Source organism: Candidatus Poribacteria bacterium, from assembly GCA_026706025.1.
Classification (GTDB): domain Bacteria; phylum Poribacteria; class WGA-4E; order WGA-4E; family WGA-3G; genus WGA-3G.
On record JAPOZO010000059.1, the window covers coordinates 74,030 to 95,813 of the forward strand.

Annotated in this window: 14 protein-coding genes; 7 read left to right on the top strand and 7 right to left on the bottom strand. The window is 46.5% G+C overall.

The features are described from left to right. Positions 1-84 precede the first annotated feature (84 nt). From OXH00_13990 to OXH00_14020, 7 genes are all read left to right on the top strand, one after another. Positions 85-681 (top strand): hypothetical protein, encoded by a 597-nt coding sequence (locus OXH00_13990; GenBank protein MCY3742122.1) that lies wholly within the window; start codon positions 85-87, stop codon positions 679-681. Between the two features lie 51 nt (positions 682-732). Continuing rightward, the gene (locus OXH00_13995) at positions 733-1,668 is read left to right on the top strand and encodes a hypothetical protein (GenBank protein ID MCY3742123.1); all 936 of its coding nucleotides are present in this window, start codon (positions 733-735) and stop codon (positions 1,666-1,668) included. Further along, positions 1,652-2,701 (top strand): hypothetical protein, encoded by a 1,050-nt coding sequence (locus OXH00_14000; protein ID MCY3742124.1) that lies wholly within the window; start codon positions 1,652-1,654, stop codon positions 2,699-2,701. Before OXH00_13995 ends, OXH00_14000 begins: the two co-directional genes overlap by 17 nt. A gap of 101 nt (positions 2,702-2,802) precedes the next feature. Further along, positions 2,803-5,385 (top strand): VWA domain-containing protein, encoded by a 2,583-nt coding sequence (locus OXH00_14005; protein ID MCY3742125.1) that lies wholly within the window; start codon positions 2,803-2,805, stop codon positions 5,383-5,385. 152 nt (positions 5,386-5,537) lie between these two features. After that, a complete protein-coding gene (locus tag OXH00_14010; GenBank protein ID MCY3742126.1) occupies positions 5,538-6,362 on the top strand; it encodes a phytanoyl-CoA dioxygenase family protein in 825 nt (274 codons plus the stop codon). Positions 6,363-6,508: 146 nt separating this feature from the next. Then, the gene (locus OXH00_14015) at positions 6,509-7,324 is read left to right on the top strand and encodes a hypothetical protein (GenBank protein ID MCY3742127.1); all 816 of its coding nucleotides are present in this window, start codon (positions 6,509-6,511) and stop codon (positions 7,322-7,324) included. 16 nt (positions 7,325-7,340) lie between these two features. Beyond that, positions 7,341-7,838, top strand: coding sequence for an HIT family protein (locus tag OXH00_14020; protein ID MCY3742128.1), 498 nt, complete (start codon positions 7,341-7,343; stop codon positions 7,836-7,838). A gap of 112 nt (positions 7,839-7,950) precedes the next feature. Here OXH00_14020 and OXH00_14025 read toward each other — a convergent pair whose 3' ends face one another. From OXH00_14025 to OXH00_14055, 7 genes are all read right to left on the bottom strand, one after another. Continuing rightward, positions 7,951-9,153, bottom strand: a complete 1,203-nt coding sequence (locus OXH00_14025; protein ID MCY3742129.1) for an L-rhamnonate dehydratase — start codon at positions 9,151-9,153, stop codon at positions 7,951-7,953. 88 nt (positions 9,154-9,241) lie between these two features. Further along, on the bottom strand, positions 9,242-12,670 hold the full coding sequence (locus OXH00_14030; protein ID MCY3742130.1) for a leucine-rich repeat domain-containing protein: 3,429 nt from the start codon (positions 12,668-12,670) through the stop codon (positions 9,242-9,244). Positions 12,671-12,682: 12 nt separating this feature from the next. Beyond that, entirely contained in the window at positions 12,683-12,877 is a 195-nt protein-coding gene (locus OXH00_14035) for a hypothetical protein (GenBank protein ID MCY3742131.1), read from the bottom strand. A 511-nt stretch (positions 12,878-13,388) separates the two neighbouring features. Further along, a complete protein-coding gene (locus OXH00_14040) occupies positions 13,389-15,413 on the bottom strand; it encodes a hypothetical protein (protein MCY3742132.1) in 2,025 nt (674 codons plus the stop codon). A gap of 131 nt (positions 15,414-15,544) precedes the next feature. Beyond that, a complete protein-coding gene (locus tag OXH00_14045; protein ID MCY3742133.1) occupies positions 15,545-17,005 on the bottom strand; it encodes a sulfatase-like hydrolase/transferase in 1,461 nt (486 codons plus the stop codon). A gap of 930 nt (positions 17,006-17,935) precedes the next feature. Next, positions 17,936-19,948: a family 10 glycosylhydrolase gene (locus tag OXH00_14050; GenBank protein ID MCY3742134.1), complete on the bottom strand. Its 2,013-nt coding sequence runs from the start codon at positions 19,946-19,948 to the stop codon at positions 17,936-17,938. Then, positions 19,949-21,427 (bottom strand): N-acetylmuramoyl-L-alanine amidase, encoded by a 1,479-nt coding sequence (locus OXH00_14055; GenBank protein ID MCY3742135.1) that lies wholly within the window; start codon positions 21,425-21,427, stop codon positions 19,949-19,951. Between the last annotated feature and the right edge of the window lie 357 nt (positions 21,428-21,784).

Genomic DNA, 21,784 nt, shown 5'->3' on the forward strand with positions numbered 1-21,784 from the left:
GGCTCCGGACAAATCAGAAATCTTGGTGCTTTACCGCGCTACCCAACCTACGGAAGTTCAAAAATAGTGAGGAGAGACATAGCCATGAACAGCAAGAACCTAAAAGTGATAGCTGCCGTAATCCTCTCCTGTTTGATAATGATCGTTATCGTTATCTCTACACCCAAACCCGAACCTCGCCGCTCCAAAAGGCGGCTTCCCTCCAAGAAAGTAGACCCGAAATATCTTAGGTTAGCAAATCAAGCACTCGCAAAAGCCAATAAGGCAAACGAGGCAATGCTTCAAAAGTTGGGTCAACTCGCCAACGGAGAAAAAGCAGATTTCAACCCATTGACTGCAACAAACATAGCAGCGATTGACGCGCTTGCTGAAGCAGACAAGTCGATAAAACTGTGTAACGAAGAACTTCAAGACCTCAATAAAGAAGAAGTATCTCCTACAATCCTGATCCAAGCAAACATGAAACTGATTGCATCTCTCAACGCAATAAGTGAAATAGTGAAAGCACTCAATACAGAGGTTCAACACCTGGAAAAAGAAAATACCCAACCTTTACCACCAGCTATTGAAAAAATTGTTGATGCTTCCAGAAAGTTAATCAATGCCACCGAAAAAGGAACAAAGGCTCTTGATGAGACAATCAGCGCATACCGCGAGTACCACCAACTCGATCAATTGTAGATTGATAACAATTTTACAATAACTGCAACAATCTTAGTAGATAAAAAGCACATGCTCAATCCAAATGAGGCAACTCAACTATACGACAGCAATACTTCCACACTTCAACCAATGCGGTTCAGCGAGCTTCTGGATACAACCTTCAGTCTCTATCGGAAATATTTTTTACTGTTTTTAAGAATAATTGCTCTCCATTTCTTTGGCAAGTTGGTGACGTATTCGTTAGAAGGATTCCTCTCTAATATCCCTCTAAAAAGCGTGATTGCAAGTCTTGTGAGTGAGCCCTTTGCGATTGTAAGCATGGGTGGGATAATCATCGCGAGTGCGATAACCTATTTAGGCAGGCACATTACAAGCCGCGATGCATTACGATATACACTACAAAGATTTTTCCCAATGTTCGGGGGGTATCTTTTATGGCTATTGTTCTTCATAATTCCATTCATCAGTATCTCTCGTGTAGGAGGAGAAATATCTTCAGTATCATTATGGGCAATGCTACTCACTTGCATACCGCTCCCGACCTACTTTTTGGTTCGTTGGTTATTTGTTGTCGAAGCAGTTTTGCTTGAAAAATTACCCATAGGAGCCTCGCTAAAACGGAGCAGTGAACTGGTTCGCGGTATGTGGTGGCGAGTTTGTAGCATATCCATTTCATTTTTTATACTTAGTGGTGCTATTAGTATTATATTTAAGGTTTCAGTTGTATGTATCCTCGTTCTAACAAATATAGCAGGTGAAACAGGCTTCATAGATATCATCCGATGGGCGATAATGGAGAGTACGATTGACAGCAGCAATTTACCCTTTTACGCGATTATGACGTGTACCGACTTAGTTGTTGATACACTTACCTTTCCAATTTGGATCATTGGTAACACTCTCTTATACTTCGATCTATGGATACGAAAAGACCAATCTGATATTGAGATACAAATCAACGACAATAGATTAACTGAAGTAGAAACAGATGCTAAATCCAACTGATACCACACAAGCCAACAACAGTAATACATCCACACTCCGACCATTGGGGATTGGTGAAATTCTTGATATAACGTTTAGTCTGTATCGGAAGCATTTTCGGCTGTTTTTAGGGATCGCCGCCCTTCATTTTTCTGGAAACTTAGTGGTATATTTATTAGGGCGTTTTCTTCCAAACTTCCCTCTAAAAAACTGGGTAACAGACCTCGTTGACATGCCTTTTGGTCTGATAAGCATGGGTGGGATAATTGTTGCGACGGCTACAATCTATTTAGGCAAGCATATCAGGAGCCGAGATGCATTGCAGCAAGCCGGACATCGGTTCTGGCAGATGTTAGCGTCTCACCTTCCATGGAGTTTAGTCTTTGTGATACCTCGCACTGTTGTCATATTTCCTTTAGTTTATTATGCGCTTTATACGGAAATTATTGAATCAATATCGGTTGTGTTCGTTTTCGCTCGGTTAACGTCTGTGCCTTTTTCAATCGATCTCCCCATGAATTGGGAGGTCATCACTTATGGTTTAATATCTTTGGTGACGAGAAGTGGACAGAGGTGGATCATCTTCATTCCTGCAGTGCTTGCCCCTTTCGCACTTTACTTTGCCGTGCGTTGGATGTTCGCCAGTGCTGTAGTTCTTCTTGAAAAACCTCTCATCCGACGCGCTTTTGAAAGGAGCAGTGAACTCACTCGTGGTAGATGGTGGCACGTCGGAGGTATGTTAGTCTCTTTCGCTGTGTTAAGTTTCGCGATTCAGCGGATCGTCGTGGGTATGATTGGCTTCATTTTTATGTTAACAAAAGCAATGGGTGAAACAACGTCCATGGACATCCTCAAATGGATGATAATGTACGGCACTGATAGTAGTAACCCTCTCTTTTACGTGATTATGTGGTGGATCAACCTAATCGTTGGCACTCTCATTTTTCCAATTTGGATCATCGGCATTACGCTTCTATACTTTGACCTGCGGATACGAAAAGAGGGATTTGATATTGAAATGCAGGTGAACAACCCCGATGCTATGTCCATCTAAGCACAATAGCAAACCCATGTAAACGATTGACATACAGAAACGTGCTGTGATACTATAGTCGAAACAATAGACAAAGCCTACAACACTACCGAGATAAAATTATGGAAATTACACGACCTGTTTTACTTCTACTTCTACTTTTGCTACCGTTGCTTTATTACGGTTTCCGTCGCAGTCTGGTAGACCTGTCAAAAACGCAGCGCGTGATTAGCCTAATTACTCGCATTATCATTGTCCTACTGCTAATTCTGAGTGTGGCAGATGTCCAGTACCTGAAAACTGATGACAAATTAGCGGTTATGTTTCTCGCAGACATTTCAGATAGTATCTCAGACGATGGATTGACGAAAACGACGGATTATCTCAACGAGGCACTGAAATTACAAGGCGGGAATCAACAAGCCGGTCTTATCGCATTTACGGACACAACCGAAATAATTCAAGCGTTATCGAAAAGTGAAAATGTACCTGATGCCGAATTGGAACTCGCCGAAATCAAGAAAACATGGCTGGATGCCGATGAGGCGGCAGGTGACACGACGAACATCGCGCAAGCGATTGAGACGGCCTGGGGATTTTTTCCAGCAAATGCGAACAAACGGATTGTTCTCATCACAGATGGGGTCGAAACACAAGGTGAAGCGATTCACACGGCACTTCGCGGAAGGGATTTTGGGATACAAATTGATACGGTGCCAATATATCCGAGCGATGAACCGGAAGTTATGCTTCAGCAGCTTGATATGCCAGCACAAGTCAAGCAAGGTGCTCCGTTCAATGTGGAAGTGCTTATCCACAGCAACCATGAAGACGTAGCAGAGATCCGTCTCTTCAAGAACAAATTCGAGGTAGCGAAACAGGAAGCACGGCTTGAAGAAGGCGAAAACCGAGTGATATTTACTGAAACTGCTATGGAGAGTGGAACGCTCACCTACGATGCGATCTGCCGTACAACGAAAGATACACGCTACGATAACAACCGTGCACTCGGTATCGTCTCTGTTACCGGCAAACCGAAAGTTCTCCTGATTGATGAAAACGAGTCGCATGCGCGCTATCTGACGAGAGTCCTCGAAGATGCTAAGATCCGCGTAGATGTCCGCAACGGATTGGGTGTCCCAAATGAACTCGCCGACTTACAAAATTATGAGCTCATTATTTTCAGTGACGTTCCCGCGAACCGTCTTACCGAAAAACAGATGGATCTCATCCGTACTTATGTCCAAGACCTTGGTGGTGGCTTCATGATGCTGGGTGGTGAAAATAGTTTTGGACTCGGTGGCTACTACAAAACGCCAATCGAAGCGATTTTGCCTGTCCGTACCGACACAGAAAAGAAAAAGGAGACCCCTTCTCTGGCAATCGTCCTCGTTATAGACAAATCGGGAAGTATGGGCGGCATCAAGATTGAATTGGCGAAAGAGGCGGCGCGCGCATCGGTAGAACTCCTCGGACAGCGCGATAAAATCGGGGTCATCGCATTTGATGGGTCCCCGTTCTGGATTGCGGAGATGCACGATGCTTCAGATAAGCAGTATCTCTCAGACCAGATCGGCTCAATCGTCGCTGGTGGTGGCACGAACCTTTATCCTGCGCTCGAACAGGCGTACTTTGCCCTAACAGAAACGACCGCTAAACTCAAGCATGTTATCATTCTCAGTGATGGACACTCTACGCCGGGGGACTGGTACGGCATCGCGAATTCGATGCACAGTGAGAATATCACAATCTCAACAGTTGGTATCGGCAGCGGTGCTGATATGAACATGCTTGGTAATCTCGCGAATTGGGGCGGCGGTCGTGAATACTTCACACAAGACCCGTATAACGTCCCTCAGATCTTCGCGAAAGAGACCGTCACTGCATCTAAATCCGCAATCATTGATGAACCTTTTATACCGCAACAGATCAAGCCGACCCAAGTCTTGAGCGGCATTGATTTGGAACTCGCGCCGTTCCTACTTGGTTACGTTGCTACGCAGCCGCGACCTACCGCCGAAACCTTCCTCGTCTCAGACCGAGGTGATCCGCTGCTCGCGAGTTGGCAATATGGGTTAGGGAAATCTGTCGCTTTCACCTCCGATGCCAAAGCACGCTGGGCTGCGGATTGGCTGGAGTGGCCGGGTTACGGCAAGTTCTGGACCCAACTTGTGCGCGATACAATGCGGAAAACAACGCTCAGCAATTTCCAAGCAAAAATCACCAAAGAGAAAGGAACTGCACACCTTGCTATTGATGCACTTGGGGAAACCGGGGAATTCCTGAACGAATTGGAGAGTGACATCTCTCTCATCGGACCCAACCTCAAAAAGCAGCAACTCGCTGTTACACAGAGCGCGCCGGGACATTATGAACTCGATTTCCCGACAAAAGATGTGGGACCTTATTTCGTTAACATCATGCAAAAACAGGTCGGTGAAATCGTTAACACCCAAGTAACCGGCACGGTCGTTTCCTATCCCGAAGAATACGTTGTTCACAACGCCGATGAATCACTGTTGCGCCAACTCTCGACAACATCTGGCGGGAAATTCAACGCCTCCGTAGAGGACGTATTTCGAGCACCTGAAAATCCTGTTATGCTTCGGATTCATCTCTGGAGACCGTTTCTCATCGCAGCACTCTGTCTTTTACTTATAGATATTGCGTTGCGGCGCATTGATCTCATACGTCCCCGAAATTGAGGTTAAACTAAACTATAGTAAGGTTCAGAATTAGAGTAGAATTAAGAGGACACTCTCAAATAATTCCTAATGCTCTCAGGGTCCTTGAGAGTGCCACAAACTAAAAGTTTGTGCTACAGTGGGCATTGCTTAGACAGCAAATAGGATACACAATGGGATTTCAATTTCAAGATTCAATGGTAAACGAGTATCTCTCACAGGGTTATCTGATTTTCAGCGGGATTGTTCCACCCTCGCTGCTCACCGATTTGCGTCGTGAGGCAGAGAAGGCACGCGATCTTGCACATAAACTCAACGGACCGCAGACGCAACGCATCCAACCACTATCCAATTACGGCGATGAATTAGACCTAAAGCCTTTTTACGACTATACAGAACTATCGGAACTCCGCGATGCCATCGAAAAATTGCTCGGTCCTGACTATACGCACGGACATGTTGACATCATGGGACTCCTTGTTGAACCGCTTGAGCATCCATGGCATATCGGTTGGCACCGAGACGGTGTTGTTGAAGTCCCACCCGAAGCCCGCGATGAGACTGTTAATGCCAAGTTAGCGGAAGTCTGGTACGACCTGCGGCACTTCAATCAGGTCAACTGTGCGATTTACGCGGATTCTTGTACATGGTTCGTCCCCGGTAGTCATCTACGCCAGTGGGATATGCCCGGTGAAGAACAATCTACAGGCGATCCGAGTCTACGGAAACCTGCTGAAGGGCAGTCTAATGCTGAAGCTGAGCGATACTGCTTAGAACATTGTAGGCAGTTCCCCGGAGCAGTACAGGTGCATCTCGGACCGGGAGATTTCATGGTTTATCGGAATCTCGCATGGCACACCGGAAACTATATCACCTACCAACCGCGCGCAACCATCCACGATGTCGTCCGGTATGAAGGCGGGAAAGACTGGACTGACTGGCAACAGACAAAGTTGGATGCCGTTAAACGGATGAAGGAAAAACATCCGCAAGCATAGCATTTAATTGTGTATGATCTGCTATTCATCTGAAACCGCTGGTGTCTGAAGTCCACCTAAAGCCACGATCTAATATTTTCTGAATTTAATTCCACAACATGGATTGAATCTTCTCAGAATATATGGGCTACAGGAGGATTAATAATATGAGCACAAAACAGACACACACAAATGAAATTCTAAAACACCCGTTCCCACAACAGCGTCCGGACGTGAAGATTGTCGAAAGCGAGGATCGTATCACCGAAGTTGACTGTCCGGAGCTGCAATGGTGGTTCGCCGTTCCAGAGATGGATGAACCACACTTTCGAGTTGAGTACGATGCGAATACGCTGGAACTCGATGCAATCGTAGAGATCACGCCGACTGCACCGGCGACAATTCGAGGTATTGATTGTGTAGGACTTCAAATTAGGGAATGGTTAGCACCGAGGGACTGGCCCGACGTAAATCCCCCGGTTATGATGTACGCAACACTTGACGATACCTATAGTAGATGGATTTCGGTCGTTAATATAGTAGACGGGAAACAAGCATCCTACACAGTCGGTGATGAAGGGTTTGAAGATGCTTGGGGAGGTCCCTTAAAACGACGGATTGTAGACGATGGTCGGTATGAACTTCAAGCTGATGGCTCGTACAGAATCACCGACGGTCAAGGTTTCGGTGCTGGTACATACAACGTAACAATCGGCGAAAACACTTTTCACTGTCTTCGTATTTTAGACGTTGACATTTCCGAGCCTCACGGTGGTGAACTTGCTGAGATATACCTCGAAAGCGGTGGACGCACAGTTTTCTTTCGACGCTATGACGGTCGCTACTTGCGAGGCCACGATTTAGTGGCTAAATATCCGAACAATCGCCGCATTGTTATCAACGATATCGTCTATGTCCACAGCGACTGTAGCGGATGGGCACATGATCAATTAACATCTGTTTCCTTACCTCCAACCTCTTAACCACGGGAGAATGCAAATGAACGATAGCGTTGCCCCATTTGAAATGCCTATCTGGGATCCGTGTCCATTTTGCGAGTTGGCTGCTGGACGGATTGAAAACAGACATATCATCAATGCAACTGAAAAGACGCTTACGATTGTCAACCCTCGGCAATTTGAAATCGGGCAATTGCTTATTATTCCGCGCCGACACGCGCCAACGATATTGGACCTGACGGATGATGAGGCAGCTGAAATTATGGACAAACTCCGAACTGCTGCCGAGGCTTTAACAGAAACATTCAATCCAGATGGTCTTACTGTCTATCAGAATAACGGTGTAACAAGTTTGCAAGAAGTGCCACACTTTCATATTCACGTTGTGCCGCGCCGGCAATCCAGTAATTGGGGAACGGGACCGCCACACATTGAGGCACTTCAACCCAAATACCCAGAGATGAAGCAGCAGGTAACCGTTTCTTGGGAGCGGGCGATAGAAATCGCGGAGATTGTGAAGCCGAACTTTAAAGGGTAGTATTTTGTCGCGTCAAGATTGAAGGGAATAAAGGTCGCGAGCACAGCTCGCTCCTACAAGATGATAAACGAACCACACGGAAGCCTGTTCCTGTGGATAAAACACTGAGTTGTTATAACCGATCCACTGTGTATGCCTCTAACAACGCTTCGTCCACATCTACGCCAAAACCCGGGGCATCGTTGAAAGTGAAAAACCCATCGCGAGGTTCAGGTCGTAAACGGCGATAGAGTTCGTTTTCAATGCCGTCGCGGGAGGGACCAAAGGTCTCTGCCATACATGGCATCGGCAGACACGCTGTGAGATGTAAACCCCACGGCGTGCCAGCCTGATGGAGCCATGTTGGGATATTGAGTTCAGCGGCTTCACGTGCAATTCGTAGGCATTCTGTAAAACCGCCCGCCCAACTAATGTCGGGTTGGATCATATCTGCCGCCTTCCAACGTAACAATTCACGAAATCCGTACCGCGTGAATTCATGTTCACCGGAGACAATCCATGTCGGTTGGACATCTCGGACGAGTTGTGCCATGCCTGCATAATCGTCAAGCGGGATAGGTTCCTCAATCCATTTGAGATTCACATCAGCAGCTGCCTCGGCGAAACGGCGTGTGTAGTCCACATCCCAACGGAGATAGATGTCTGCCATCAGTTCCACTTCTGGTCCGATGGCATCGCGTGCGGCGTGTATCATCTCAACGTTTTCTGCGAATCCATCTTCACCTTCGGCAAGGCCGTTACGGAGTGGTAGTTTGCAGGCGGCGAATCCGTTCTCTGCGTAATAACCGACATCAGCACCCGTGGCATAGGCAGGAATTTTAAGGCACGGTGTCTCTGTAATGAGGCTATAGACAGGCGCGTCTACAATCTTCCCACACAGGTCAACGAGTGCGAGTTCTACGCCGCTCAACGCATAAATGACCAAGCCGCGCCGCCCATAAATTGAGGTGATATGATACAGATGTTCCCATATCTCCTCAACATCAAGCGGATCGCGTCCGATGACGAAGTGCTGAAGGTGTTTTTCAATAACCAGCGCACCAGCAAGCCCACCACCACCGAGCCCGTATCCTTTTAAGCCCTTATCAGTCGTTATTTCTACGATTAATGCGCCTGCTTGCGTTGCGAAGGGACCGCGCCAGTCAACGTGCGCCGTCTGGGTAGCAGGTTTCTGCCACTGTCCTTTAGCGAACCCTAAACCGGGCATTGCGCGAGGGTTCAGATTGACGTGCCACGTCCGAATTCCAGTAACAGTATGTTGGTTTTTTGCACGTTCTTTCCATGTAGTCGTGAGCTTGTTTTCATTGGTGTGCATAATATAACTCCTTCAAATATCCCATAGTTTAGGAATAGGAGATTGAAAAATCAGAGCCTTGATTATCATAGATAAGAATATCTCCTTTTCAAAATGCCTTTGCAACAATTACTAAATCTTGAATGTTAACAACACCATCACCATTCAGATCGGGTTGCGCTTTGCCAAACGCGTTTGCAACAATCACAAGGTCCTGAATATTGATAACACCATCGTCGTTCACGTCCACATCAGACCGGAAGTCCGTAAGATTCAAAGCAGACAGTGGACTGAAATCGGTTGCCAGATTGTTCTCAATCCACAACTCCGCCAAATTTGTAAGCCCCGCAATTGGACTCAAGTCTTTAATGCTGTTATCTGAAAGATTTAAATGTCGGAGTTTTTTCAGTCCTGCAAGAGGACTAATGTCGTCAATGGTGTTAACTGCAAGACCCAATCGTTGGAGTTCCTTCAATCCTGCTAACGGACTTATATCCGAAATACCGTTATTTTCAAGGGAGAGTCCCTCTAAGTTGATAAGCCCTGATAGTGGACTTATATCCAAATTTGTAACCGGGGACATTCCTGCTACTTCACGATGCGAGATATGTAATTGGGTGAGATGTGTTAAGTTCGCGATCGGACGGAGGTCTGTGACACGATTTCTACCCCCAAGGTTTAGATCTTTTAGAGACAGCGCAAATTCCAACCCCGTTATATCAACAATGCCTCTGTGATTTGCTTTCAGAGAAGGCAGTTGTAGCATCTTCTCTTTCGTCAAGGGGGCTGATGCGGGTAGCCCGAGTGCCTCAAGTGTCTCCCGAACGACTGCCTGCAACGCGGCATCCGGCATCCATTCTGATAAGTCCTCTACCGCAAGTTCTAACGCTAACACCTTGACGGTGCCATCGGTAATGGTGTCGGGTTCCTGTTTCAGATACATCTCGCCATCTAAATCGGGGACAATGTGTGTTGTGCTTGTGATACCACTTTCAACACCGGTGACTTGTCCGGGGAGTTGGATCTTTTGTGGCTGTCCACTACGGTTATAGACCGCCCAACCGTTGGTGAACTCTCGGATAAAGAGTCCTTCACAGCCGTCACAGCGTTGTCCCTTCTCCCCAATAGGTTTGCCGAGATCGGCATTCCAGAAATCATGCCAGATGTGTGTTCTGTTAAGATAGTCCCCCATTTTTTGTGGAACTCTAAATACACAATAACCATCAGAGTGTGTGAGAGACATTGTTGTAAACATACGCATCCAACGTTTATTTTCGGTGCTATTGATAGGTTGGGCTACGCCATAAGGCATCAACACATTGATTCTCGGCTCACGTAAATGTTTCTCGTGCCAAGACAGAGTATCTTCGATCTCAATGATACGCTCGTATGTGTAACCATCTGGAAGATCCTTTAACATTTCCATTAAACTGCCGTTAACCAGCTCTGCAAATTGGGGGAATTCTCCTAAGTTCGCATTGACGAGTATAAGGAAGTCCTCACGGACGCGCTCCCGTATACCTTTTAAGATTGTTATATATGCTTCAACAACGACTTCACCGTCAATACCAAAGTATTTATCGTAGACACTCCGATGATAACGTATAAACGCATCGAAAAGGGCACCATTAAAAAGCCCACACTCCGCAACACCGACAACACGTTCTATGACGAGTTGTTGAACTTCTGGATTTAGGATGTCAATCGTGTATTCCCCCCAAGGCGCACCTATATTTTTTATCACTTGTCCATCTGCATCTCTCAGCCAAACATCTGAATCTGGTGGGAAATTATCCAAGTCCCCGTAAACAGTGATCTCTATTGTAGGGATGAATAGCATATTCGGATTCCGATCGATGTATTTTTGGTATTCGTCCATTACGGACTCAGGCTGTCCAACAAGTCGTGTTGCTAAACCCTCGGTAGGTTCTGTCGGTGTCAACTGCCAACCCAAACCCAAAAGAAGTGCGTAAATATACGCATCGTGTTTCGTTGCGACATCATAGTAGACATCGGGATCGGCCCACCGAGTCAACCATTTTGATGTATCTGTCTTGTGGACAAGACTCCATGCTGGTAATGCTATTGACGGGAAGGTTCTATTCTCAATGCGTTCCGCAACAAGGGGCGGAAGCGGGTCAATCTCGCAGATGCCACCGTTATCGAAGTCTGTAAGATTCTTTAGTCCTAAAAGCGGTGTGAAATCTCTCGTCGGGTTATGGAGCATCTTTAATACCCGAAGATTTACAAGTCCCGCAAGTGGAGACACATCTGAAACTTTACAATAAGCGATATCTAATACCTCTAAAGTCGTGAGATTGGAAAGGGGTCTTAAATCGCTGAGCGGATTATTTACCAAACTCAAATCTCTGAGGTTTATCAGCGTGGCTAATGGCGATAAATCTGAGATCTGGTTGTCACCTAAAGCCAGCTCTACAAGGTCTATTAGTTCGGAGAGTGGTGATAAATCTGAGATTTGGTTGCCACCTAAATCCAACCCGACAAGGTCTGTCAGTTCGGAGAGTGGCGATAAATCTGAGATTTGGTTGCTCCATAAAGTTAAATACCTAAGGCCTGTTAGTGTGGAGAGTAGGGGTAAATCTGAATCTGATATGTTGGTCGCACCTAACCCCAAGTGTGTCAGGTTCATTAGACTTTGAAGTGGACTGATGTCCTTTACTGGATTATCGCCTAACTCGAGCTCCGTCAGGTTTACCGCAAATTGTAACCCTTGGATATTCACAATGCCTTTTTTCCACGCATCCAATCTTGTGAGTTGTTTAATATTATCTTTGGTCAAGGGCACTGTAATAGACAAGCCAAGTTCCGCTCGGACTACGGCACGCAATGCGCTGTGCATTACTAATATCGGAAGTTTCTCAAGCCCCGCAAGCGGGGACACATCTGAAATTTTACCATAATAGATATCTAACACTTCTAAATTCGTGAGATTGGAAAGTGGACCTAAATCGCTGAGCGGGTTATTTATCAAGTTCATATCCCTCAGAGATATCAGACCGGCTAATGGTGATAAATCTGAGATTTGATTGTACTGTAAATCCACTTTTGTAAGGGATGTTAATTCAGAAAGTGGCGATAAATCTGAGATATGGTTGTCCCCTAAATCCAAGTCTATAAGGGCTGTCAGAGGTGCTAATGGCGATAAATCTGACAGATCAGTAGAACCCAGACCCAGGTACGTTAGGTTCATCAGACCCTGAAGTGGACTGATGTCCTTTACGGAGTTACCGGCTAAATCGAGTGCCGTCAGGTTTACCGCAGACTCTAAGCCTTGGATATTTGTAATGCCTTTGTCTATTGCACGCAATCTCGTTAATTGTAGCATTTTTTCTTTTGTCAAAGGTTCGTCTGCGGGTAACTCTAAAGCTTTGCGGACGGCTTGCCGCAAATTCGGATCCGGCACCCATTCCTCGGCATCTTCTGCATAGACAGGAGTATTATAGACAAGCATGCCCATAGTAGATATGAAGAGCAGCTGAAACCATAACGATTTACGATGTATTTTTCTTATTGTCATAGACTAATCTCCTTACTCAAAAGCATTTGCAACGACGACCAAATCAAGGATATTGACGACACCATCGCCATTGAGATCGGGTGCCTCCTTCCCCAACGCATTGGCGACAAGCACTAAGTCGAGGATATTTAGATTGTGTCCTATAGCCCGTAAACTCTTACTGTGAGGTAAGTTTGCGGTATAAACATGCTGTGAATAGTAAACCATGCGTTATTACCACTCTTAATTGAAGATGGTTCATAAATCACTGCATTTACAATGGTCCCAATCAATGCCTCAGATAAACATACCGCCCTTACAGGGCTGAAGATTACGAGGACACGCGTTTCTATAAACATACCGTCCCTACGGGACTAAAGAGGATACATCATTGAATCGTTTTCTTTGCTTTGCACGTTCTGTTAGATTGCGTTGACGGTTCTAACAAGCCAACAGTTTACGACACGAAAACCTCGCGAATAATGAACCACCCTCTCTTAATTAACATGGGTTCGATAGGCGATTAAATTTAGACTATCGTCTCACAATTTATTAAAGACACAATTTGAAAGTAGAAAACGTGCATAATGTCAAAAAAAAAATGAAAAATATGAGTTTTAACGTGAAGGAATGAGTAGAATCCGGTTCGGTTAGGAAACCGAACCTACCGGACCTGGGGATCAATGCTATTATTTTTTTTAAATTGACACCTATGGTGCAGTTTGAGGCTATCCATGTTTCACGATGGTAGTGCAAAATAACCGATGCCTGTAAACAGCCCGACGATCATCCATAGTGCTACCATCACATATTCACCGAAAATCAAGCCGAAGGCGATCGGTCGAATCTTCCGATATGTCGATGCACCGCCAAATTTTAGTGCCATGTATTTAATGAACCACCCAATCAGAATAGACGACCAGAGGTGGAATGGCGGATACGTCGCACCGAGAAGATAACCGATCGGATGCAAGGACCACCAGACAAAGTTCTGTCGCATCCAGAGCATAAAGCCAGTAAATCCGGCACCAGCGATCATACTGTAGACCTCGTCCCACTTCGTCTCAATAGGAAATTGGATGAGACTGTTCATCCGTTGAAAATAGTTACGTGGTGCGACGACGAAGGACCAACTCTGTAAAAATAGCGCGCCCTTGCCGTAAATCAGCGTCAATGAGGCATAAACGGAAATAAGAATTGCGACAACAATTGCGATGCCCAAAATCGGTACAACGCGTCGGCGTGCGAGTTTCACCTCATCCGCTGCTTTGAAACTGTGCAGGAAGTTCGGCATCATAAACTCACCCCAATCGCGCAGGAAGGTGCGTTGGAAACTCAGGATTGCGAGGCTCTTATGCCCTAATGCGTTGGAACCCAAAGTAATATCAATATATTCTGAGGGGAAAAAAGGAGCCTGGACCAGTAACAACCCGCCGTTAACGACCATCCAAGAGAGGACAATAGAGGTGATAAAGATAGAGAGCAACGTCACGACCGCAACCCATGTCGTTATGCCCGCCACAGCTAAAAATATCACTAAGGTGACGAACCCGAAAAGAAAGCCGAGCAGTGCGATACGATACGAAACAGGTTCGTTGGAGTCGTCTATCGGTTGCCGCGCCACAGTAGCGGAGGTCGTCCTTGCATGCCCGAGACCGAAGGTTTTCCTAAAGATTGTTGCAATATGTTCACGCCCTATCCAGAAAACAGCGGGAACAAAGACGAGATACCCACCCATCACTTGACGGCTACAGCTAATCCAGGGACCGATGTTCAGTCCCATCGCATTCATGATGATATATTGGAGTTTGAAAAAGAGGTAGAAGAACCAGAGACTGAATGAGACCTCAAGCGTCAGTAAAGAGGCGATCCCGATAACAGAAAAATAGATGACGAACCGCATCGCGGGCCACCATCCGAGTGTATGCCACGGTTTTTCGGTAAAGACGGTGTAGATATTATAAATCAGTGGAATTTCTGGCACCTTTGGGAAATGTGCGTGCAATCCGTTGATCAGGTGCAACACCACAGGCAATGCCATCCCTGCCCAAAGGAGTCTGCTTTTGAAAAAGGTGTTGAGAAGCGTACCGCGTGCCGGTTCCGCAGCGAGTTGTATCGGAATCTGAATTAGCGGAAACGAAAACCGTTCACGTTCTACCCACTGCTTTCGTAGGATTGCCGAGAGGCAGAGCGTTGTGAAATAGAAGACGAGGACGAAAAGCCCCCAGATGAGCAACGGCTTGAGCCAGATCATCCACGGGACACTTTCACCCGGAGAAATACCTTCATAAAAGTCCGTCACAGCCCGCGTATCCGTAACAACAAGCCACTCAGGGATATGTGGGTGTAGCGTTTCCGACCAATCGTTTTCCGTCGTTGCGAAGTATCGCACTGCCACAAGGGACGGCAGCAGAAATTGCAGCAACCCCATTGACGGAATGCCTACTGCCACGATCAACATCATCCAAATAACAGTCAATTCCGGTGCGGAGAAGGCAAAACGCCCGCGCCGCATGAACTTTCGCAACGGCAGATTGACAAGAAACACCAGAATGAGAAGTCCGAAGATTGAACCGACTGGGAGATGATTGCCTGCAATTTTGGTGTTTTGTAGGAAATAGTTGTTGTAGGGTGTGATTGCACACAATGCACCTACTAAGAGTAACCCTACAAGAATAGCAGACAATCGAATTTTTAACGATTGGGTTTTCGCTCCGATTTTTCCGTTGTCAAAATCGGGTTTCTGAAGCGTATTTAGGGACATTTTTATCAGTTATCAGTTTCAGTTGTCAGTTGTCGGTTAAGAGGAGTGTCGTTTAAGAAAACCCTCTTGTTACTGATAACTGAAAACTATCCTGATGATTGTTAAGTCCAAATCTCGTTCTTAAAGCGCTATCAGCCTTCTTCTCTCACTGAAGGATGATAGAGACAAGTTTCTGCATCAACGACACGACCGTCAGGTAATGTATACTGATTCGGTGTGCCTCTGCTCCAAGGTTCCTTGAAATCTCTGCTTCGCGTCCTATCAGACACCTTCTGCTCGGCAACAGATTCCCATGAAAATCCTCCCATGAGTTGTTCATGCAAGGATGCCTCTAACTCCCTATATGCCGCTTGTCCTGTGAGGTTTTCAAATTCATCTGGGTCTGTCTCCAAATCGAAGAGAATGGATTCATCTTCAGGGAAGGCGACATACTTATAGCGAGGGGTTCGGAGCATACGCATCGGTCCCGTGGTCTGGTTTGCCCAGTATTCGGTGATAGCAGTGTCGCGCCAACTGTCAGTGTCACCGGACATAAGATTCGTTAGGTCATCGCCATCCAAACCTTTAGGAATAGGAATGCCTGCTCTCGCACATAATGTTGGGAAGAGATCGTTTAGCTCGACAGGAGCTGTTACACGTGCGCCGTGTGATTGCTGCAGCTGCCTGTCCGATATGATTAGCGGGACTCGCGCCGCGGCTTCGTAGTAACTGGATTTCCACCACTGCCCGTGTTCGCCTGCCATCTCGCCGTGGTCTGTGGTATAGACGATGATGGTATTATCTAAAAATCCGTCACGTTCCAGAAGTGTGAGCAGATCTCCGACAGTCTCATCCAAGAATTCACAACAGGCGTAATAAGCGGCTCGTGCTTTTCGGGCTTCTTCGGGTGGAATCTCCTCCGTATTGAAATTATCTCTCAAGCCCTTCGCGAAGGGATGTGTCTGCTCCAAGTGTCCTTCGGGAACGTTGGGCATGTCCACATTATCGGGCCAATATTTATCAAGAAGTCGTTTAGGTGCCGTGAGAGGGAAATGTGGACGGCTGTAACTTGCGAGCAGGAACCATGGTTGTTCTGATGGTTGGGACCTTAAGTATTCAAGTGTCTCTTCGTTAATAACTCGCTCTTGCAGAAGACTGGTCGGGATTTCTGTGACACCTGCGAGTCGCGTTCGTTGTCGTATGCGAGATGGCGGATCCAGTGGATCTGTTTGGTGTCCGGCATATCCGCGCAGGTCGCCGTAGGGACGGGACTGGAAGCCGTTATTCTGCTCTTTACCACCGAAGTGCATCTTCCCGACAAGCGCGGTTGCGTAGCCGTGCTGTGCGAAATGTGCGGGCATTGTGAGATGTTCTGGGAACAAGATGGATCCGTTATCCCATGCTGAGCATCGATGTGCGTATTGTCCAGTTAGCATACACATCCGGGAGGGCGTGCAGAGCGGGACTTGGCAGTACGCGCCCTCAAAATAGGTGCCAGACGCTGCGAGTCGGTCAAGATTTGGTGTCTGTACAATGGAATTACCTTCACACCCAATAGCGTGCGGACTGTGTTCATCACTCATCAAAAATAGAATATTCGGTTTTTGAGCCATTAATTAAAAGTCTCCTTTAATTTTTTTTAGGACAAGGGCCTCCTCCAACCTGCCTTTAGAACATCTTTAGGCGCGGGGTACGGCAGACGATCTTAAGTCTGTTTTATTGGAATTCATAGAATCTGCTTTTTCTTATCGGGAATACGGTAATAAGGATATGCCACTATCTCTCACCGGAACATTCTTAAACTCAATTTAGTTTACCCGATTCATTGAGAATATGCAAGCAGAATCTTGGAGAAATACAGAACCGTTCAGCTTTAAGAAATTATAGAGTTTCTCGTCCTTCTTTTAGGATCCGGTGGGGTTGCAAACCGCACCATAGGGTCAATTGAGCGATTTTTCACGACTTTTTAGAATAGTTATTATAAACATGCCGCCCTTACAGGGCTTAGGAGACAGAGCAGACGCATTTCTATAAACATACCGTCCCTACGGGACTGAAGAAGTTTTTGAAATCTTCAAGGTTTTCGCGTAGTATCCGGTTCGGTTAGGAAACCGAACCTACCGGGCCTGGGTCCGAGACGGTTATTTTTTCTAAAATTGACACCTATGGTGGGGTTGCAAACCGCACCATAGGTGTCAATTGAGTCCCGTAGGTTGGGTTGAACGGCGTTAAGAAAGCAGATATTGGTATGCCACAATACCGTCAAATCCAACTTATTGTCATATACACCCAAAAACGTAGTGAAACCCAACTTGAGCCTTCAGGTGCCCGAAAACTGCAAAGGCGTTGGGTTTCTCTCGGTTTTCTGCTTGGCGTGCCATCTCTGGTGCCGGTTGCGTCTTGTATTAGTTTCAGCGTTTTGGAGGTATCCGTTCAACCTAAGGGAAATCCGCAGAAATACGCAGCAATACGCAGAAACACCCAAGCAATACGCAGAAATACCCAGGCAAAAACACCCCAAGCAAAAACACCTACAGGACTTATCAATGTGGCGGTTTTGCTTTGCGTTTTGCGACCCCGATAGCCAGTGCCGGTAATACAGCCTCAGAAATATCAAGGGAATAATCAAAAATTGTCCATCCCGACGCGCCTAAGTTGCGCGAAAGGTAGATCTGTTCAACAACCGCATCTGGTGTCAGTAGCGAATTAGAAGCAGTCGCGCCGATACCCGGATAGATGGCAACATCTTTAGGCATAAGAGCGAGTTGATTGGTTAACAACTCCGTGAAATAGCTTGTGTCTTCTGTATAATTCATCGGACACACAAAATCAACATAACCAGATTTCGCCCATGCGATCCAATCCTGTCCGATAGAAGTGACACATCCGGGATACCAGCCAAAGACGGCAGCAGAAATTTTGACTTCAGGGTCAACTTCGCGCGCGCGTTTGTGGAGCAGACGTACTAAGCGTGTGATCTGTTGTACACGCCACTCGGTATACTTTTCGCTATGTGTACCCGTTTTTGGCAAGACTGCGGCGGGCCATTTATCAATCTGCAGCCGCGTTGCCAGCACGAATCTCTCGCGGCAGCCCTGACAGTAGCAGGCATGGCTTCCCGGATAACGGATATAATCGAGATGGATGCCGTCTACATCGTAATTTGTCACGATTTCAAGGATGCTATCCAATTCCAGAAGCACATTTTTTGGATGTGAGGGGCAGAGCCAATTGAGGGGTTGCCCCGTTGCGGAGACTTGGGTCCGTCCTGCTTTCCGTATTTTTTCGACGAATTCTTTCGGCGCGCCTTCCAAATTCCACGTGATTTTCCACACATGAACTTCTAAGCCGTGCTTGTGTGCGGCTTCAACGCACTGCGCAATCTGATCGCCGTATTGCGTATAAGTTTTGCTCTGTGGCAAGATTTTACTCGGATAATGTGCGACCCCTGCCCACGCCATGTTTGGCAGAATTATGTTAACCCCTGCAGACGCTAATTCCTTGGCAGACCGTTCCCAATCTCCGGGATAGGCACCAAGTCCAGAGTGATTCCATACGGCGCGCCCTTCAGTTTCAACACTGATGTGCGATAGGAAATAGGCTTTTGAGAATTCTGCGCGACTCGCGCGAGCGATCGTTATTGCTGTATTGTAAACCCCGGTATCATACGCAGTGCGCGCCCGATTCATCAAATCTGTTCCAGCTGCCAATGCTTGATTCGCTTCGGGGATATTGCTCTGCTGAACAAATTGCTTTAGTGCAGCGAAATCTTTGGTGTGTCCAATAGTCGTCATCGCCGCTATAACTTGTTCAGCAATCGTACGCCGAAATTCTGGAACGAGATGTCCTAAGAGCGCAGCGAGCATCTGCATCTTGCGCGGGATATCGTCTGGAAGGAAAATATGACTGAAGAAGATCCCTGCCTTCCCTACAGATAGCGCCGGTAAATCAGTAGACTCACCTTTGGCATTGTGCCAGTACCCGATAATTTTCGTATCGGGTGTTGTCGGTTCTGCCACTGTAATGTTCCAAGATGCTTGCCTGATAGATGCTGGCATATCAGGTATATCAGGAGCGTTCAGCTGAATTGAAGCAAAATGCCCAGGTGCCTCTTGCCGTAGCCAATTTGTTTGACGCAAACCGAGGAGCGGTGCCACTGCATCGGGTAAAGTATAGGTTACAAACAGTTTACCACCACTTGCTACAAAACCTTTTAATAAGTTCGCAGTTTGCGCTGTGATCACAGGGTTCAGTGGAAGAACAATCAATCGCCGGGATTTGAGTTGTGCTTCAGAGAGCGCTGCCTCTTCAAGCGTGGCAGCGGTTAATCCGATGCCGTTGAGCAGCCGGTTGAATCTTTTAGCGACAGAACGAGCATATTGAACATCACCTGCTGATACCTGCGGCGTGGCTTTCGGTAAGACAATTGCAATCTCTGCTCGCTGCGCTGCAGCGAGGTTGAACCCACCGACACACCAGAGTAACAGGCACACCAGAATAACTATTGGGGTTGCATAGGGTAGACGCTGATTTGCAAGTCGAAGAAAAAACATCATCTATTTCCTTACAATCCTTTTAGCGGAAAATTTTGGGACTTGAGTTTTAACAAAAGGTGTTTCACCAGTCTTCCCTAAAAATTTATCGACACCTTGTGCAATAGCGGTGGCGATTTTATGCTGATATGCCGACGTTGTGAGTTTCCGTCCTTCCACTGGGTTCGACACAAATCCGGTTTCAATGAGAATAGCAGGCACCTTTGTTCCTATTAAGACGACAAAGCGAGCATGTTTGACACCACGGTCAACCGCGCCTGTGTTCTGGACCAATGCATCCTGTACATGCCTTGCCAAGCGTTTGCTATCCTCACTTTTGCTTTCTCGTATCAATCCCACCAACAATGTTTCCAATTCTTGGATACTGTAGCCGGAGTTTATATTTTCTCGTGCTGCGATTTTTTCTGAGGCTTTGTCCGTACTGGTTACATCCAGATAGTAGGTTTCGATGCCGTTGGCTCTCGAACTTTCAGCTGCATTGGCATGGATACTGAGAAAAAGATCTGCTTTACGTTGCGTCGCGAATTCGGTACGTTTTTTGAGTGGAATAAGATGATCGGTCTCGCGTGTCATTAGCACGGTATAGCCTTTTGCTGTTAAAACCTCGCGGAGTTTGTGTGAGATACTGAGAACAATACCTTTCTCTTGAAGATTACTACTTCCGAGGCCTCCTGGATCTTTCCCACCGTGTCCGGGGTCGATAACAATCGTTTTCGCGGTCAATCCAAATTCACGCGTTAATGATTTTGGGACTAAAGGTTCAGGATCCGTAACCGGTGCTGCGGATTTCGGCTGCTTTGCTTGCTGTGGTTCAGGCCGCGGTTGTGGTTGTATTTGAATATTTTCTTTAGCGGGTGGGCGAACCGATTTTGGTTGTGTCTTGAGTACTTGTAGTTCTTTAGCGGCAACATCGCCAATTTTCTGGTTTGTTGAAGAATCAACAAGACTTTTATAGGACGTTTCAGCGCGTGTGGGATACCCTTGCCTTGCATACGCCCGTGCCAATTCCAACTTGGCAGGCTCGGACACTTGGGAATCCGCATAACGGTTCTCCACAAGTTGGTATTGCATGATAGCCTGAGAATCGTCGTTGATATAATCGTAGCAACGTCCTAACCAATAGTGAGCCAGTGGTCTGTATTTCGAGTTAGGATAGGTGTGAATCAGCTTTCGGAGTGCTTTAATCGCCTGCTGCGGTGCTTCGGTGCCCCCAACCTTGATGCTCCACATCCAACTTGAGGCGATTGCGTATTGTGCATCATCTGCTGACGGTCCCTGGACATCTGCATCAATAACCTTTTGGAACTCTGAAACAAGAGCACGCCACTCCGCAGCGGTGGCAGGCGTTGTACCGGTTGTATACGCATGATGGCGCAGTGAAGCCTCTTCATATAACAAAGCCTGTTTATACCCTGACATGCTCATACATCCAGACAATATTGCCAGAAAGAGTCCGAGCAGACAGAAACAACACATTTTCATAATTTTTCTCCTCTTACACAATGTTTGTTTTCCGATTTCTTCTGTATGCCATAAAATAAAACGAAATATCTACATTTTTCGTTACCAAATTATGCTATCTGGGTAGCACCTATTTGTGGGTTATAGCAGCCCAGTTATCAACTGTTGGAGATAAAGTTCTCCAGAATCGCATTGTGCTGATTTGGGAGACCAACACCAGCAAGGCGGAATGTGTATAGAAAGTGGTGTAAAATATCTCCTTGAACCCCAGCGGAGTGACCTCGGTGGAAGCAGGAGGATAAAAAATAAACCTCTTTATACACCTATTGAAGAAATCCGTAGAAATACGCGGAAACACCCAAGCAAAACACCTATCAA

Bases quoted from the DNA above. Each gene is read 5' to 3' on its own strand.
- OXH00_13990 (MCY3742122.1), top strand. From the start codon at position 85: ATGAACAGCAAGAACCTAAAAGTGATAGCTGCCGTAATCCTCTCCTGT.
- OXH00_13995 (MCY3742123.1), top strand. From the start codon at position 733: ATGCTCAATCCAAATGAGGCAACTCAACTATACGACAGCAATACTTCC.
- OXH00_14000 (MCY3742124.1), top strand. From the start codon at position 1,652: ATGCTAAATCCAACTGATACCACACAAGCCAACAACAGTAATACATCC.
- OXH00_14005 (MCY3742125.1), top strand. From the start codon at position 2,803: ATGGAAATTACACGACCTGTTTTACTTCTACTTCTACTTTTGCTACCG.
- OXH00_14010 (MCY3742126.1), top strand. From the start codon at position 5,538: ATGGGATTTCAATTTCAAGATTCAATGGTAAACGAGTATCTCTCACAG.
- OXH00_14015 (MCY3742127.1), top strand. From the start codon at position 6,509: ATGAGCACAAAACAGACACACACAAATGAAATTCTAAAACACCCGTTC.
- OXH00_14020 (MCY3742128.1), top strand. From the start codon at position 7,341: ATGAACGATAGCGTTGCCCCATTTGAAATGCCTATCTGGGATCCGTGT.
- OXH00_14025 (MCY3742129.1), bottom strand. From the start codon at position 9,153: ATGCACACCAATGAAAACAAGCTCACGACTACATGGAAAGAACGTGCA.
- OXH00_14030 (MCY3742130.1), bottom strand. From the start codon at position 12,670: ATGACAATAAGAAAAATACATCGTAAATCGTTATGGTTTCAGCTGCTC.
- OXH00_14035 (MCY3742131.1), bottom strand. From the start codon at position 12,877: ATGGTTTACTATTCACAGCATGTTTATACCGCAAACTTACCTCACAGT.
- OXH00_14040 (MCY3742132.1), bottom strand. From the start codon at position 15,413: ATGTCCCTAAATACGCTTCAGAAACCCGATTTTGACAACGGAAAAATC.
- OXH00_14045 (MCY3742133.1), bottom strand. From the start codon at position 17,005: ATGGCTCAAAAACCGAATATTCTATTTTTGATGAGTGATGAACACAGT.
- OXH00_14050 (MCY3742134.1), bottom strand. From the start codon at position 19,948: ATGATGTTTTTTCTTCGACTTGCAAATCAGCGTCTACCCTATGCAACC.
- OXH00_14055 (MCY3742135.1), bottom strand. From the start codon at position 21,427: ATGAAAATGTGTTGTTTCTGTCTGCTCGGACTCTTTCTGGCAATATTG.